This window comes from Clostridium chromiireducens (assembly GCF_002029255.1).
In the GTDB taxonomy this organism is placed as follows: domain Bacteria; phylum Bacillota; class Clostridia; order Clostridiales; family Clostridiaceae; genus Clostridium; species Clostridium chromiireducens.
Genome location: NZ_MZGT01000087.1, coordinates 1 through 17,599, shown reverse-complemented (window position 1 = coordinate 17,599; position 17,599 = coordinate 1). Strand labels below are relative to the sequence as shown.

At 27.9% G+C, this 17,599-nt stretch carries 12 protein-coding genes, 7 tRNA genes and 2 rRNA genes; 2 read left to right on the top strand and 19 right to left on the bottom strand.

The annotated features are described in order from the left end of the window. Window positions 1–66 precede the first annotated feature (66 nt). Window positions 67–663, bottom strand: a complete 597-nt coding sequence (locus CLCHR_RS21210; protein ID WP_079441909.1) for a TetR/AcrR family transcriptional regulator — start codon at window positions 661–663, stop codon at window positions 67–69. Between the two features lie 379 nt (window positions 664–1,042). Between CLCHR_RS21210 and CLCHR_RS21205 the strand changes: the two genes are divergently transcribed. Continuing rightward, window positions 1,043–1,933, top strand: coding sequence for a phosphatidylserine decarboxylase (locus tag CLCHR_RS21205; protein ID WP_079441908.1), 891 nt, complete (start codon window positions 1,043–1,045; stop codon window positions 1,931–1,933). 47 nt (window positions 1,934–1,980) lie between these two features. Here the strand turns inward: CLCHR_RS21205 and CLCHR_RS21200 are convergent. From CLCHR_RS21200 to CLCHR_RS21190, 3 genes are all read right to left on the bottom strand, one after another. Then, a tRNA-Arg gene (locus CLCHR_RS21200) sits at window positions 1,981–2,055 on the bottom strand. A gap of 182 nt (window positions 2,056–2,237) precedes the next feature. Next, window positions 2,238–3,143, bottom strand: a complete 906-nt coding sequence (locus CLCHR_RS21195) for a sensor histidine kinase (RefSeq protein WP_079441907.1) — start codon at window positions 3,141–3,143, stop codon at window positions 2,238–2,240. Between the two features lie 279 nt (window positions 3,144–3,422). Next, on the bottom strand, window positions 3,423–3,905 hold the full coding sequence (locus CLCHR_RS21190) for a DUF1189 family protein (RefSeq protein ID WP_079441906.1): 483 nt from the start codon (window positions 3,903–3,905) through the stop codon (window positions 3,423–3,425). A 221-nt stretch (window positions 3,906–4,126) separates the two neighbouring features. Between CLCHR_RS21190 and CLCHR_RS21185 the strand changes: the two genes are divergently transcribed. Beyond that, window positions 4,127–5,305: a L,D-transpeptidase gene (locus CLCHR_RS21185; protein WP_079441905.1), complete on the top strand. Its 1,179-nt coding sequence runs from the start codon at window positions 4,127–4,129 to the stop codon at window positions 5,303–5,305. 86 nt (window positions 5,306–5,391) lie between these two features. On the opposite strand, the gene addA is transcribed toward CLCHR_RS21185, so the two are convergent. The 15 genes from addA to CLCHR_RS21110 form a co-directional block, all read right to left on the bottom strand. Next, entirely contained in the window at window positions 5,392–9,123 is a 3,732-nt protein-coding gene (gene addA / locus CLCHR_RS21180; protein WP_079441904.1) for a helicase-exonuclease AddAB subunit AddA, read from the bottom strand. Window positions 9,124–9,179: 56 nt separating this feature from the next. After that, the gene (gene addB, locus CLCHR_RS21175; RefSeq protein WP_079441903.1) at window positions 9,180–12,677 is read right to left on the bottom strand and encodes a helicase-exonuclease AddAB subunit AddB; all 3,498 of its coding nucleotides are present in this window, start codon (window positions 12,675–12,677) and stop codon (window positions 9,180–9,182) included. A 22-nt stretch (window positions 12,678–12,699) separates the two neighbouring features. Continuing rightward, window positions 12,700–13,197: a GNAT family N-acetyltransferase gene (locus tag CLCHR_RS21170; protein WP_079441902.1), complete on the bottom strand. Its 498-nt coding sequence runs from the start codon at window positions 13,195–13,197 to the stop codon at window positions 12,700–12,702. Between the two features lie 173 nt (window positions 13,198–13,370). Continuing rightward, a tRNA-Ser gene (locus CLCHR_RS21165) sits at window positions 13,371–13,461 on the bottom strand. 32 nt (window positions 13,462–13,493) lie between these two features. Continuing rightward, window positions 13,494–13,584: transfer RNA gene (locus tag CLCHR_RS21160), tRNA-Ser, on the bottom strand. Between the two features lie 201 nt (window positions 13,585–13,785). Continuing rightward, a tRNA-Ser gene (locus tag CLCHR_RS21155) sits at window positions 13,786–13,876 on the bottom strand. Between the two features lie 35 nt (window positions 13,877–13,911). After that, window positions 13,912–14,002: transfer RNA gene (locus CLCHR_RS21150), tRNA-Ser, on the bottom strand. Window positions 14,003–14,152: 150 nt separating this feature from the next. After that, window positions 14,153–14,380, bottom strand: coding sequence for a DUF1667 domain-containing protein (locus tag CLCHR_RS21145; RefSeq protein ID WP_119368260.1), 228 nt, complete (start codon window positions 14,378–14,380; stop codon window positions 14,153–14,155). A gap of 16 nt (window positions 14,381–14,396) precedes the next feature. Beyond that, window positions 14,397–15,791 carry an NAD(P)/FAD-dependent oxidoreductase gene (locus CLCHR_RS21140; RefSeq protein WP_079441900.1) on the bottom strand — a complete coding sequence of 465 codons (1,395 nt, stop codon included), beginning with the start codon at window positions 15,789–15,791 and terminating at the stop codon, window positions 14,397–14,399. Window positions 15,792–15,793: 2 nt separating this feature from the next. Then, complete coding sequence (locus CLCHR_RS21135; RefSeq protein ID WP_079441899.1) at window positions 15,794–16,315, bottom strand: transcription repressor NadR; 522 nt, start codon at window positions 16,313–16,315, stop codon at window positions 15,794–15,796. Window positions 16,316–16,331: 16 nt separating this feature from the next. Further along, window positions 16,332–16,838 carry an HD domain-containing protein gene (locus CLCHR_RS21130; protein WP_079441898.1) on the bottom strand — a complete coding sequence of 169 codons (507 nt, stop codon included), beginning with the start codon at window positions 16,836–16,838 and terminating at the stop codon, window positions 16,332–16,334. A gap of 243 nt (window positions 16,839–17,081) precedes the next feature. After that, window positions 17,082–17,157, bottom strand: a tRNA-Ala gene (locus tag CLCHR_RS21125). 1 nt (window position 17,158) lies between these two features. Beyond that, window positions 17,159–17,235, bottom strand: a tRNA-Ile gene (locus tag CLCHR_RS21120). 11 nt (window positions 17,236–17,246) lie between these two features. Beyond that, a 5S ribosomal RNA gene (gene rrf / locus CLCHR_RS21115) occupies window positions 17,247–17,363 on the bottom strand. Window positions 17,364–17,474: 111 nt separating this feature from the next. Next, window positions 17,475–17,599: ribosomal RNA gene (locus tag CLCHR_RS21110) — 23S ribosomal RNA — on the bottom strand; the annotation flags it as partial.

Here is a 17,599-nt window from a genome sequence, read left to right as displayed (position 1 = left end):
CTCACAATTCTAGAGTTAATATATTAACAAAGTTATATGGTTCTTAATTCTTAACTATTTTAGATATTATTTATCATTATAATTTACTTCTTTATAATTTATCCCTAAACCATTTAATGTAAACTTTATTGTGCTTTCTATAATGTTCTCTAAGTCTATCTTTTCAATACGAATAGACTCATATATTGCAGATGAGCATAATGAACCAAAAAACTCAAATGCCATAAGCTCAATATCACCTTTTTCAATCAACCCATTTTCCATAGCAATTTTTATGTTAATTTCAATTTCATATATATATTTTCTTATTTTTTGTCTTAATTCATTTTGCCTTCTTTCAGTTCCCCATAACTGACTCATTACTATCTTAAAGAAATCTGTATATCCATAAAGAAAAGTTAATTGTATTCTACATATCCTTATTAATTTTTCAATTGGACCTATACTCGTATTTTGAACTTCAACAACTTGATTTTCTAATATCTGAAGTCCTTCCTCAACAATAAAATTAAATATTTCTTCTTTACTTTTGAAATGATAATACAATGTTCCCTTAGCGAGACCTGCATTTAAAGCTATTTCATCCATTGTAGCTCCTCTATATCCTGATTCCGAAAATATTTTTATTGCTGATTGAAATATTAATTTTTTTGTCTTGTTCATAATACTTTTCCTCGTTTCCCCTATATAATCTTACAATAACATGCAACTAATATTATACCATCAAGTTCAATAGTAGGCCATCTCTCGTCAACAAGATTTAAAATCTCATTCATTTATATCCCTTTTGAATTTCTTATTATATGTGATAAAATTAGTATTAAGAGTTAAAATAAATTATGTATGTTACACATTATTTATTAATGCATATTTTATATTAATCTAAATTTATATTAATTCCTATTATGGCTAATAATATAAATAGGATCTATAAAAATTATAAAATTAAATAAGAAATGGAGGATACTTGTCATAACTGTAACATTATAAGTTTATCGGGCTTTTGCCTACAATATTCTATAAAGTTTTGACAATTGTATTTATGATTCAAGTTTATAATAGAAAAACAAAATCTTATGAAGAAGAGCTTATAGCGGGTAAAAAGTATATTGAATGGACATATGAATCCCCAATTGGCAAAAACGTTACTGAACTTATCGCAAAAAAGAAGCTATTTTCTAAATTGTATGGAACATACTGTGATACAAAACTAAGTGCAAGTAAAATTCCATCATTTATAGAAAGCTTTAATATCGATATGACTTTATCAAAGAAAAAGATTAATGAATTTAATTCCTTTAATGATTTTTTTACTCGGGAACTGCATTCTGAAGCTAGACCAATAAATAAAAACAAAGATATATTGATTTCACCTGGAGATGGAAGACTTACTGCTTATGAAAACATTGATCTTGATAATATAGTTCAAATCAAAGGATTAACTTATAGTCTAAAAGAATTAATTGATGATGAATCTATTGCTAGTAAATACAGTAATGGTGTATGTGTTATTTTAAGACTGTGTCCAACAGATTATCACAGGTTTCACTTTATAGATTCTGGTATTCCATATGAAAGTCACCATATTAAAGGACATTATTACTCAGTGAATCCAATAGCACTTAAGGCTGTCCCTAAGCTTTTTTGTGAGAATAAACGAGAATGGTCATTGTTTAAGTCAGATAATTTTAAAGATGTATTGCATGTAGAAGTTGGTGCTACTTGTGTTGGCTCAATAATTCAATCTTATTCGCCTAATGTTAAAGTAAATAAAGGCGATGAAAAAGGATATTTCAAATTTGGAGGTTCAACTACAATATTATTTTTTGAGAAAGATTCTATCAAAATTGATAGCGATATTTTAGAACAATCTAAATTAGGCTTTGAATGCAAAGTTTTATTCGGTGAAAACATAGGCACTAAAATTATATAAAAAAAATGTCTTAACTTAATTAAGTTAAGACATTTTTTTTATATAAATGGCAGAGCGTAAAGGAATCGAACCCTTAATGTACCGTCCGTAGCGGTAAGTTATATCCGTTTAACTAACGCTCCATACTTATTTTTAACAACAGAACTATATTATCACAAGCTACTACAATAATCAAGTTTATAATAACTTATTATAATAAATTTATTTGATTTCCTAATTATAGTTTAGATAAATTATATAATAAGTTATCTAAAAATAGAATATGTTAGATAACTTACTATACCTTCATAATTTTCTAAGTAATTTATAGATAAATATCTGAAAATTCCACTTCAAGTATTTCTACTTTGCTCTTAGAATTTAAACATTTATTTTTCACAATTTCATTTTCTTCTAGCTTCTCTATTGGTAACTTAATAATAAACTCACAACCCTTGTTCATTTCACTTTTAAGTTCTATACTTCCATTATGAGCCTTTGTCAGATATCTAACCAAATCTAAACCTATTCCACTACCAGAATGTTCACTCTTTTTATTTCTAGAAGATTGAACAAATCTATTAAAAATAGTACTTTGTTCTTCTTTAGGTATTCCAATTCCTTCGTCTTTAATTGAAATTGTTAGCTGATTAATACTCTTCCATGTGTTTATATATATACTGCTGCCCTCAGGCGAGAACTTTATGGCATTAGATATTAAATTCATTATTATTCTGTCTATTGCTTCAGGATCAATTGCCATAATACATTCTTCAACATTTGTATCAAAAACTAAAGATATATCCTTTTGTTTAGCATACTTATCTATAGATGATATATTCCACTCTATTAAATTGATTATATCTAAATTTTCTTTCTTCATGTTATAATACTTTTTTTCTAGTTTTGTAGTATCAATAAGATTATTTATAAGTTTTAATATCTTATAAGAATTTCTTTTTATAATCTCTATATGATCTTGGCATTGATCTCCTTTTTTATTATTTTTATATTCATCTTTATAACACTGCAATATACTTAATATTACATTTAGTGGTGATCTTAAATCATGAGAAATATTTAAAATAAAATCTTCTTGAATCTTTTTACACTCTGATATATTAATAAGTATATTAATCAAATCTTCTTTTGATAATTTAATAAGCTCAGCTTTATTTAGTGTATTCTCTTCACTTATTCCACCATCTTTTAAAATATCGACCTCAACCATTTCTTAATCCCCTTTTGTAATTTTTTTTACTTTTTTTACCATATACCCTTAATATATAATATCATATTATTTTCCATATAACAACTCCTTGTTATACAGTATATCCAGTTGTTAGATAATAGATTTAGATTCAAAATGAAACTTGATTAATTGGACACTAAAAAATAAATAGAATATATATTCAATAAAGTAATTTTTCTTTCATTGAATATATATTCTATTTATTTCAGCATCTATATAATATCCTTTAGCCACTCTTTAATTAATTTATAGTAGTTTTTAAGTTAATTTCTTTATTATTTCATCTTTTATATACTTTAATATTAATATAACATAAGTTAGCGTCCCAACTATAAACATTGTATCAAAACTCATATTGGGATTAAATATTTCTAATATAATTTGAACCATCAGTGGTAATGTGGCCGCATATAAAGTCAATGAATATAAAGCTATATGTTTAACTACCATCCGCATGAATATTGCAAAAAGAGAGGATACAACAGATACAATTAAGCAGTCAAATAACAAGTTAAGAAAACTCATACCAAAATTGGTAATAATAGTAGATGTAAAAAAATTTAATTCAAAATTATTATTTCTATATACCGCAAAAGCACTTCTTATTATTGCCAAGATTAATGTAAGCAGCATTGCATACGAAATTGATCTAAAAAATCCTTCCTTAGCATATTTAGAAAAAACTTTTATGTCATATATAGAAGTTATAACTTTTTTTAAAAAATTAGTTCTATGGTCCATCTTACCCTCCGAATTAATACTCTTTAGTTTTATAAACTCTATTCACTATATTAACATATATTAAATTTAGTTAAAACCTTAAGGTTTATTTTTTGTGTTTCTTGTCAATATTATAGATAAAAAGGACTACTATTATTTAATGTGTATAAAAAACCAAATGATTATATGCACATTTTTTAAACGTTATTCGATTAATAAGTATTAAATTAGGAGGCATTTCTTTGAATATAAATAGAATTCCTTATAATAAAGTAAACAAGAAGAGGAAAGCTAAAATAATCATACGCATATTATTATTTATATTTATTTGCTTTAGTACCTTTTATGGTTTCTATAAGTACAATAAATTTATTGACTCTTTTAAAACAAGCTTTGATAATTATAAATTTTCTCAAGCAAATAACATCTTATTAACTCAACAAAAGTTTAATCCATTTAAAGTATTTATGATGGATAATGATATTTCTAAATACTTTAGTTATAAATTAAATAGTCTAACTGAAGATATTAATAACCAAAAAATATCTTCTGAGAATGCATTGATACAGGTAAAAGAGATTCAACGATACAATATTATAGATAATAATAAATTACATAGCATTTCCGATTCAATAGATTTAATTAAAGAATCAACTAATAATTATAATACTGCTATAGACCATTTTAATAATAGACAATATGCTGAATCTATCCCTTACTTTAATAAAGTTTCTGCTCTAGATTTAAATTATATTGATTCATTGATATATTTAAATGATGCTAAGAGTAAATTCAAGGAATCCTTATTTGCAGATTGTGATAATTTAGTGAGCAGTGATTATTACAGTGAAGCTCTATCTAAGATTTCAGATAATAACAATATTTTGGGCAATGATTCTGATGTAAAAGAAAAAATAATAGATATAAAAGAAAAACAACAAGATTACCTAGATAAAAATTCTGCTATTGCCGAAGCTTCATCTCGTGCATTAACAAACTCAATATCACCTAAAAATATTAATACATTAAATATTGAAAGCATCACATCATATTTTGTTAATGTAAATCTAAAAGAACAGAAGACCTATGTCTATAAAGGAAAAGCAGATAAATGGCAATTAATTAAAACTTTCCTATGCTCTACTGGTGTAAATGGTGAGGATACTCCTTCTGGCTCTTTTTCAATTAAAGAAAAAGGTGATTGGTTCTTTTCAGACAAATATGAGCAGGGCGGAAAGTACTGGTCCCAAATTACAGGCGATATCTTATTCCACTCTGTCCCTTTTGCTAAGGATAAAACAACGGTCTTGGACTATACTATGAATAAACCATCTTCTCATGGATGTATTAGACTTTCTTTGGACGATGCTAAATGGATCTATACTAATATTCCTAAAGGAAGCAAAGTAATAATAAAATAATATATTGTATTAAATAAAAGAGCAAGATTGTAAACTCATTACTACTATCTTGCTCTTAATTTATTAAATTGTCACTTTTGCATCAATTATAATAGGACTTCTTTCTCTAGAGAAAATGAATATAAATATTTATACTTAACACTTTTGCCTGTCATTTTAAATACAGCATGACTGTAATATTCTAATTGTTTTTTATATTTTTCTTTTAAATTATTCTCATCGCCCTTTTTTACATAATCAGTTTTATAATCCAATAATATAATATCTCCATCATATTCAAAAAAGCAATCAATTATTCCTTGTAATCTAACTTTCTCATCCCTATATTTATCTTCTTCTAATGTTTTATCTATTTCTAAACTACTTATTTCAGTATAAAATGGAACTTCTCTATAAATTATTCCACCATTCATATTCAATTCAATGATTTTTCTCCCTAAATCAGATTCGAAAAAATTTAATATCTTATATGGATTAATAGCCTTTAACTCTTCATTAAGTATGAATTCGCCTTCATATAATTCCAGCAATTGTCCTTTTATTTCATTTATAGATGATACTCTATTAAGATCTAGCTTCTTCATTACAAAGTGAACTGCCGTCCCCTTCTCTGATGGTGTCAATCCTCTTTTCTCTTGAAGAAACTTAGGGGTTGTTACTACTTTTTCTCTATAAATTTCTTGAGTATTATAATTTTCTTCAGAATTCCTTCGCTTTAAGTCTGAAACAGAAATGTTACTTTTAAGAGTAGTTGACGCCTTTAAAGGATATTCATATGATAGCCTTCTATTTATCTCATATGAAACCGAATCATTTAATGAGTTAGTATTAGTTATTTTAGTCTCATACTTTTCCTCTTCAATACTTTCTAACTCCAATTTATTAATTAAATGACCTTTATTCCATAAATTAATTTTCCATTTTGATTCATCATCTTTTGATATTTCATTAGAGCCTCCAGCAATATCTCTAATTACTGTTCCATCACTATGATGACATAACGTCATTCCGACCCAATCTAAATACGATCTACATTTTAATACTTCAGAAGGTAGTATATAATCATGCTCCAATGATGCTGAGCTCAACCATCTTTCTACTGATTTTTCAACATTAGTGACTGTTCCTGTCATAATCAGCTTTTCTTTCGCTCGAGTACATGCAACGTAAAGTATTCTCATTTCTTCTGATAGTGTTTCAAGTTTCATTTTCTTTTTTATTGATTCTTTAGCCAAAGTTCCAATACTAAATCGTTTTTCTATATCTACAAAATCTGGCCCAAGTCCTAATTCATCATGATATACCATATTCTTATTTAAATCCATTAGATTAAAACTCTTTCCCATTCCACATAAGAATACAACCGGAAATTCTAACCCCTTACTTTTATGGATGCTCATAATTCTTACTACATCTTCATTCTCCCCTAACATTTTGGCACTTCCCATATCACCTGACGACTTTGTAAGCTTATTTATGAAATTAATAAAATTAAATAATCCTTTAAAACTTGTTTTTTCAAATTGTTTAGCTCTTTGGAAAAGTATTTTTAAATTTGCCTGTCTGAATACCCCATTAGGCATTGCCCCAACATATCCATAATAAGCAGTATCCATATATAAATGCCATATAAATTCATCAATTGCCATATAAATTGACTTGTTTCTCCAAATTTCAATACGCTCAATTAAATACTTGCATTTGTCGATTAATTCCTTAGAATAAATTGCCTCTCTATTATCATGAGCTTCTTCACTTATATATTTTATATTCTCATAAAAATATTTTTCTTTATTAACAAGCCTGACATCACTTATTTCTTCTGCTGAAAAACCTGCAATTGGTGATCTCATTAATGCTAACATTGGAACATCTTGCATAGGGTTATCTATAACTTTTAAAAGAGAAATTATTGTTCTAATTTCAATTGATTCAAAATATCCTGTTCCTGTATCTGAATATACCGGAATTCCTTCTTCCCCTAATTCATCTAATATACTTTCAGCCCAATTTTTCGTTGCCCTAAGGAGAATTACTATATCTTTGTACATTACTGGTCTATATTCGCCTGTTTCCTTATCTAAAACCTTAAATGTTTTTCCATCCTTTGACGACATTAATTCTTTAATTTTCCTAGCAACGATTCTTCCTTCCATAATTACATTATTTATTTCTTCTTGTTCTTCAACAACTTCTTCAGCTGATTCTTCATAGTTTTTATCTATTATATTAAGCTCAATAGCGCCACCAAGTATTATATCCTCATCTTCTGATTCCCTATAATTTGCCCCCAAATTTAAAGCCTCATCATTAGAATATTCTAATTCACCAACTGTCTTAGACATTAATTCTTTAAATATATAATTTACACCATCAATAATCTCTTTTCTGCTTCTGAAATTCTTATATAGCTGAATCTTTCTACTGTTACCTTCGTCTAATTTATATGTATTATATTTTTCAATAAACAGTTCTGGTTTTGCTTGTCTAAATCTATATATACTTTGTTTTACATCTCCAACCATAAATACATTAGGATTATTACTTTCTTTTCTAGATACTAAATTTATTATTGTTTCTTGAACATTATTAGAGTCTTGATACTCATCTACTAAAACTTCATCAAAATATTCTCTAAAGTTTTTAGCAATATTAGAAGGTATAATATTACAATTTTCATCATTTTCAATTAGTATTTTTAAGCACAAATGCTCTAAATCATTAAAATCCAAAATATTTCTATCTCTTTTCTTTTTACTGAATCTATCCCCAAACTCCAAAACAATATTTGTTAATTTTCTCATATGGGGATATGCTCCTTGTATATTACTTAACATTTGCTGCGGTGTCACTGAGAATGTATTATTCACCAACTCAGATATTTTCTTTTTAATATCATCTCTAATTTTTCTAACAATGTTTTGAGCATTTTCATCTGAAACTTTATCTTTTTTAATAGATTTAAGCCTATTAAATTCTACTGCTAACAATGCTTTATAAATTTCTTCTAAACCATTGCTAGTTGATTCATAGATCCTTTTTATACACATTAATTCGCTAGTATAATTATCTATGTATGGTTCTAAGCCATCTGTTTCATTAATTATTTCAATGGCCTTCTCCATCATCTTTATATAACCTTCAATCTCAATTCTAACATTATCAGCTAACACTTTAACCCATTTAGTTCTATTTAATTCTTCTATAGATTTAATATTGAAAGCTTCAGTACTATCATTAAGCCATTTTTCAGGCCATGGACCTGACATAGTGAAATTAAATAAATCTAAAACTAACTCTTTTAGATTATCATCATTCTTGTAACTGCTAAACGCTTCAACTAAATCTGTAAATTCTAAATCGTCATCATTATATTTGTCTTCAAAAAGTTCATCTATAACTTCTGACTTAATAAGTATGCCTTCTGTTTGATCTCCAATTCTAAATGATGGATCAAGATCAATTCTATGAAAATTATTTTTAATTACATCTAAACAAAATGAATGCATCGTTGTAATATTAGCTCTATTTAGTAGTGTTAATTGCTTTTGGAGATTTCTAGAATTCGGATTTTTATCTAATTCCTTTGATATTGCTGTGGCTATTCTCTCTCTCATCTCAGCTGCTGCTGCATTAGTAAATGTAACAACTAATAATCTATCTATATCAACCGGATTCTCTTCATTTGTAATTATTTTAATAATCCGTTCTACAAGCACTGCAGTTTTACCTGAACCAGCTGCTGCTGCTACTAATAAATTGCAATTCCTTGTTTCTATTGCTTTTAATTGTTCATCAGTCCATTGTGTCTTTCCCATAAATTAATCTCTCCTATCACTAATCAAAGTCTCTTTTGAGTTTTATCAATAATCTTCTAAGCTTCCTCATTGGTCTCTTTAATTAGTTTATTAGAATCATTTATATCATCTACATTATAAATTTCTTTTCTTATACTATTCCAAATATCATTCTGAGATTTCTTAGCAATAACTTTATACTTGTTATCCTGTATAGATGTATCAAATTGACAAATTGCTGAAAAATCACAATACTCGCAACGAGTTCTGTTAGCATTTTTAGTTGGTTGTATTTTAATTTCACCACTTAACATCTCTTCGCAAATTTCCACCATCTTCTTATTAACATATTCTCTAAGTAATATAAATTCTTCTTCCGTAACTACATCACTATTTGACTTGAAATCCCCATCATTCTTAAATGCAGCCGGTATAATTAATGAATAGCCTTCAATATCTCTATCCATAGCCTTAACAACCCTAGCATCCTTTAAAATTAGCCCTTTCATCTTTAAAGCATCTAGAACTTCTTCCTGAACCTCTTCTGTAGTCATTTCCTTCTTACTCTTTATTATTGGATCATCTATTTTAAAATATAGTATAGCTCCCGGCTTTGCTTGACGCTCCAATATATATTTAGAATTTTTAATTAGTGCATCTAAATATACTAATAATTGCATCTGTAATCCATTATAAAGTTCATTCAAATCAAACTTATTAGTACCAGTCTTATAGTCTATAATCCTAATATATGTTTCTCCATCTAAATCCAGTGTATCTATTCTATCAATTCTTCCTTGAAGATACACTTTTTCATTGTTTTCTAAATCTAGTGTTATAGCTTCTCCTGAACTATAGCTTCCAAAATTAAATTCTGTTTTAAAAACTTCAAATTCACCTTTTCCTATTTGATTTGCAATAACTGAAACAGATTTAGAGATTACTCTCTTAAATCTTTGAGCTAGATACTTAAACTTCTTAGAACTATTCAAAATTGAATTACTTTGTTCATTTAACTTTTTATCAATGATATTAGATATCATTTCTTTACATCTTTCATTATTTAGTTCAGACCATAGTATTCCCTCTTCTTTAACTCTCTTCGTAAATGAATCTAACATTTCGTGTACAAATGAACCTAAGTCTGGTGGAGTGAACTCATATACTTTTCTATTTTTTGCTTTTAAACCATATTGTATAAAATATGAAAATGGGCATTCAGCATAATTCTCTAATCTTGAAACGCTAAAGACTAAATTTCCCATATCATTTTGATATAATTTTCTAAGTTTATTCTTTGCAACTTTATCCCCTACATTTGAATATGTAAGTCCTTTAAATATGCTTTGAACCTTTTTCTTAAATTGCTCATTTTCTTTAAACCAGTTATATACTTGTGGCCAGTATGGCTCTATATCCTCTTTGTCAAAATCTCTTCTTACAGCAAGTATAAGTTCATTAAACGTTGCTATTGGTGCAATAACCTTACTAAAAGGATTTCTTTGATCTTCTAAATTATAAATTGAACTTTCTTCTACTAACTTAGGAAGTATTTTTTTTATTCTAGGTATTACTATAGATGGTCTTAATGATTTTCCTTCAAAATCAGACATTGGATATGACAACATTAAATATTCACTACTTATTGTTAAAGCTATGTATAAGAGGTATTGCTCCTCAAATACTTTATTTCTAGTTGTTGTGGCTAAGATTATACCTATATCATTTAGTATCTCCCTATCCCTATCAGATATAATTCCTTCATCCTTCTTAGATGCAGGTAGCACTCCATCATTAATTCCTACTATATAAAGAATCTTTACATCTCTACCCTTAATTCTTGCAATATCACCTATATTAACTTGATCTAAGGCTACAGGTATTACTCCTATTTCCTCATTAGTAAATCCTGAATTTAATATCTTAAAGAACTCAAAGTAATCTAGAGTTTCTTCTCCAATTACATCAACTGCTTGATCCAATATATCTATAACTATACTCTCAACTTGGCTATACTCTTTTACCTTATCTTCTAACCCTAATTTTTCAAAGTTATCAATCCACTCTTCTATTCTTTCAAAAGCTTTAATATCAAGCAAAAATTCATAAATAGCTGTGCATATATCTCTAACTTTATATTTTCCATTTATTTTATTATGAAAATTTATTAGCGGCCTCCTGATTTCTTCCATGATTTCAGATATCAATATCTTTTCATCAGTTAATTCATCATTATCATTAAACCAACTTTCTCTGATTATCTCTTCTACTGTCCACTTATATCCCCTTATTCCATGCTCTAAAACAAAGTTTTCTAAAACATCAATATATGAATTAATTACTCCCGTTAATCCACTTTTTAAATATTTAAATACGCTTTCGTATGACCAATTCTTGGATAATATTTCAAATGCAGAACTTATAAGTATAACTAGTGGATTACTTAGTAATTGAATCTTCTTGTCAAGAAAATAAGGAATATCATAATCCTTAAATATTACTGATGTTATTTTCTCATAGTCATCTATATTTCTACAAACTACAGATATATCTCTATATCTGTATCCATCATCTCTTACAAGTCTTGTTATACTTTTAGCTATATTCTCAATTTCATCATAAATATTATTTGCCTTATATAATGATACTCCTCTACAATCCTTCCTATATTCATTAAATGGATAAGTAAAAAAGTACTTTTCTATATGCCTAAGTTCCTCATTATCTTTAAATCTATATGGTTCATTGTTATTTAGATAAACTGGCTTATCATATGCTATATTATTATCTTTCATTAATTTTAATAATTTGTTTTCTGTATTCTTTATTATATTAAAGATATCAGTTACATCTTCATTCCCATTCTCTGTAGATTTTCTATCCATACAAAGAGTTATATTTACTCTATTACACCTCTTAGCCAATAATCTTATTATTTCCATTTGTTGAGGTGTGAAACTAGTAAATTCATCTATCCATATTTCTGAGCCTTCATAAGCGTTAGTTTCTAATATTTTTCTACTTAATAAAGTTAACTCATCATCTCCATCAATATAATTCTCATGCATTTTGGAATTAAATGCTTCATAAATTACTGTTAATTCTCTAATTTTTTTAATTAACTCAGGATCGCCTGTCTTTTCATCAATTTTTTTCAAGTTATCAATATCAACACTATACTTTTTAAACTCTGAAATTATCTCTGATACAATTTCATTGAAACCCTGTTCTCTAGATATTTTTTTAAAATACTCTAAAGAATCTAAATTCTCATTTAATACTTTATGAATAAGCATATTTCTACCAGATTCTTTAATTATTTCTTTAACACGCCCACCATATTCATCAAAAACTTCATGAGCCATCTTTTTAAAGCTAAGCACCTCTGATCTCAAAAAAGCATGTTCTCCAATAAACTTTAATATTTTATTTTCAGTAGTAAATGTGTATTGTTCTGGAACCAATAAAATTAATTTATTCCCTAAAGCATTATCATTTATATGACTTTTTATTTCATCAATGCAAAATTTACTTTTTCCTGCTCCAGCTCTTCCGTAAATAAATCTTATACTCATTGTATCTTCACACCCTTACATCTTAAATATAAATCAGTTCTTCTCTAAGTATACCCATAATTATGGTGTCTAAATATTCTCCATCTATATAAACATTATTTCTCTTTATGACTTCTTCAATAAGTCCACACTTTTTATAACAATTTATAGCTCTTAAATTAGTGCTTATAACTTCTAGCTCAACCCGTATAGCATTTAATTTCATAAATAGATACGCTAGTAAAGTTTTTATAGCATCTTCACCATATTTATGCCCCCAATAGCTGCTTCCAATTGTTATTCCAATAGAGTATACCCCTATATGGCAGTTACTCTCCTTGTAAGTTATAAAACCAATTAAAATATCTTTATCATTTAATATACTCAATGCTTTTCTTAAGTTAGCACCTTCATCATTGCTCTGGATATCATTAGGAATAATACTATACCTTTTTACAATATTTTCATTAAATAACCTATATAAAATAATAATATCCTTTCTTTCTACATCTCTTAAATATATTTTCTTACCCTTAATCATAATTCACCTTCTTAAGTAAATTAAGTATTTATATATCTATGCTTATCATTAATTATAATATTTTAATTTCAAAACTTAAATCAATATTTATCTCAGCAAACTATGAGCACACAATTCTAATAAAGTAAATTTATTTAAAACAAAAAAACACCTAACAAAACGTTAGATGTTTTTGGCGGAGGATCCGGGATTTGAACCCGGGCGCCAGTTACCCGACCTACGCCCTTAGCAGGGGCGCCTCTTCAGCCACTTGAGTAATCCTCCATGTGCCCTCTATATTTAAATTAAAAAATATATGGCGGAAAGATAGGGATTCGAACCCTAGGTACGCTCACACGCACGCCGGTTTTCAAGACCGGTGCCTTAAACCAACTCGACCATCTTTCCGTAACTCACAAAAATTATTATATCAAGCAATATGATAACTGTCAACATTTTTATTATAATATTTTTAATTTTAGCATATGTAATTTATAATGCCCTATAATCTAATATAAATTCCAATTCATAATAAATTAAAATCTCCTACAATTTATTATGAATATATCTTTAAATAAAAAAAAACATCTAATAAAATATTAGATGTTTTGGCGGAGGATCCGGGATTTGAACCCGGGCGCCAGTTACCCGACCTACGCCCTTAGCAGGGGCGCCTCTTCAGCCACTTGAGTAATCCTCCATGTGCCCTCTAAAATACTTTTTTAGACAAAAAAATGGCGGAAAGATAGGGATTCGAACCCTAGGTACGCTCACACGCACGCCGGTTTTCAAGACCGGTGCCTTAAACCAACTCGACCATCTTTCCACGTCTAACAACAAATATGATTATATCAGTGAATTATAATTATGTCAACTAATTTTTATATTTTTTATTTATAATTTATTAATGTCTCCACTTAGTAATACATATTATATTTTAGGTCACCTGCAAAACTTATATTAATTCTATAAATTATTAATCTATTTTTTTTGTGCATATTATATCTACGCCTGTATTCATTATATTTCTGCAAATAACATCTCCAATATTAATAGGAGCACTGGCATAAATTCTACTAAGAACTTTAGAGAATTCTCTCCACAATCTTTTTTCGATAGGCTTTGTACTTTTAACCGAAACAACCTTATAATTTTGATTTCCTTTTATTCTAACTAGACTTGTAAATATATCTCTATCATCCACCATTAATTCCTCCTGTCTAGATTTCATTAAATTCCTTAATTCTTCCTACTAAAATTCTAGAATCCATAGAATCATCCACTATGCTTAAAACACTTTTATTCATTTCTCTTGCTAATATCTTTATAATCTTCATATTACAGGATGCACCATTACAATTGCCAAGACCTATGCCCGTGCGTCTTTTCACCCCTTCAACTGTTCTTGCACCCAAAGGTCTTCTTATAGAATCAATAATTTCTCCCTCCGAAACATTATTGCAACTACAAATAATATTACCATATCGTTTATCTAATGCAATTATCTTATTTCTTTGTTCATTTGACATATTTCTGAATACATATATTTCTCTTTTTTTATCTATATAATCTCTCTTCTCAGTCATGTTCATGCTTATTTTAAGTTTTTCTTCAATATCCTTTGCGATAGCAGGTGCTATTGTCACTTTAGCATAATGATTTCCTATAACCTTTATATACCCATCATTGAGACTACTATCATCTATAATAATACTATTTTCATTATATGTTTCTGTAAATATATTAGCTATGAGTTCTTTCTTTATATATTCCAAAATACTTTTTGATAACTCTAATTCGCTCTCTAGCCCTAAATAATCATCACTTTTTATTCCAATTAAATTTCTTCTCGATGATGTTGGAATACTCATGACAAATGTCTCTTTATTTATATCATTTATAATAATAGTACTTTTACTATTTTCTAACTTGTCGTTTAATAATATATATTTCATTTTATTATTTTTTCTATTAGGCATTGTACCACAACACTTATCATTAAAATTTTCATTCGGTATTGTATTTATAACAAATTTACAAGTAAACTTATTTTTATTTGTAGTTACTTTAAAACCTTTTGAAATATTCTTAATATCAATAACTTCCTCTTCTAGTCTAAAGTTAACCCCATTATCAGATGCGACTTCTGCGTAAGATACTACTAAATTATAAGGAGATATTACTGCAGTATTCTCAGAGTATAGGGCTTTAGTTACCTTCATTTTTAAATTAGGTTCTATCTCATATATTTCATCTGCATTCAATATGCGTATGCCGTCTATCCCTCTCTTTTTAGAGTTTTTATACATATACTCGATTGTATTGTAATTGGCATCATTTTGTGAAATTCTTAGTGAACCAATCTTGTCATACTTTATGTTAAATTTTTGGCAGTGTTCCTTAATCAATCTAGTTCCCATGCTTTCTAGATTAGCCATATATTCATCTTTTGCTTCTGATCCATCGTAAGTAATTGCTGCGTTAGTAAAGGATATGTCATTAGCTACATCATAATCCTTTTCAATTAGAGCTATATTTATGTTATATTTTGATAGTTCATACGCAACAGCACATCCAATAATTCCACCACCTAAAATCAATACATCATAATCCATTATTAATCCTCCAAATCTGAAACTATAAAGTTATTTTTTTTAAGTTCACCTATAATTAAATCAATATCTTCCTGGCTTTCTGCTGAAATGGTATGTAGATGAACTCCATTAGTTAGTGCAGATAATAATTTGGCTCGCTGCTCCTGATACTTATGAATAAACTTATTTAATTCATTATAATTTTTAATCATAAGCATACCTTTTATTTCTCCATACAATGGATGTTCTACTATAACATCTTCAATTGTTCCCCCGTATTTAATCACTATGCCTAATTCATTAAACATTTCTTCTTCAGTATGAATTACAGCAATAATAGCTTTAATTTTATGTTCATTAGCATTTATTATATATCCATCTGGAGTGGCTATTATATTTTTTCCTTTTGCCCTAAGAATAGCTATGTCTCTTACAATAACTTGCCTTGTAACGCAATATTTTTTGGCTATGACACTACCTTTTAGTGGCTCATTACTATCTGACAATAACCTAACTATGCATTCTCTTCTCTCAATAGAATTCATAACTTCCTCCTATATTCTAATTTAAATTATCACACCTCTTTAATATCTTTAAATATATATTATCCTTTGCATTATTGTCATCGTGATGATATCTGATGCAATTTATTATATCTATATTATCTTCGTTTATATTCTTCAATAAATCTGCTCCAATTTGAGGATGATTATAATAATTATTAATTCTTTGACTTTGAGTGTATTTTAGAAAATTACCATATGTAATTTTATTTATAATAATAATAATACTTTTATAAAATATATTTAATCTTGCCTTAGATTTTCCTATATCATGCAATAATGCACATTTGCACATTATACATTTATCTATATCCAATATATTTTCATCCCTGATATACTCCAAAGCAGCTTTGCATACCCTTATTGAATGATTTCTCTCTGACTTAGTAACTTTCATAAATAAACTTAATTCAGATTTGCTGAGGTACTTATTTGGTATCTCACAATCTGTATTTTGAAATACAGATTGTATTGCCCAATGGAATTGCTTAATTCTGTAAATCATTGCATATCATGACCCCTTATTAACATTTATATTAGATTAGTATTCATAGTTTATTATAATACTTCCCTATTATACAAATTTACGCTGTAATGTTTTACTTTCTAGTTCTTAACTATTCATTAATATATATTATAATATAAAATCTAATTATTTATCATAATTCCAATTAAAAATATACTTATAAAATGTAAACTATTTATTTAACTATAAAAAAAAAGTTATGAATTTCTTCATAACTTTTTTTGGTGGAGATAAAGAGATTCGAACTCTTGACCCCCTGCGTGCAAGGCAGGTGCTCTCCCAACTGAGCTATACCCCCATGGTGGACCTTCAGGGACTCGAACCCTAGACCTACCGGTTATGAGCCGGTTGCTCTAACCAACTGAGCTAAAGATCCCTTTTGTATTTACCTGGCAACTTCCTACTCTCCCACACAGTCACCCATGCAGTACCATCAGCGTAATAGACCTTAACTTTCCTGTTCGGAATGGGAAGGAGTGTTACCTCTATGCCATCATCACCAGATATTACAAAAATATTATACTTATTAAAATATAATATGTCAAGTATTTTGAAAGATTTTATTCTTTCAAAATTGCACATAGTATTTTTAATGTATTACAACTTGATTATTTATTGGTCAAGCCCTCGACCTATTAGTATCAGTCAGCTAAATATGTTACCATACTTACACCTCTGACCTATCAACCTTGTAGTCTTCAAGGGGTCTTACTAGCTTACGCTATGGGAAATCTAATCTT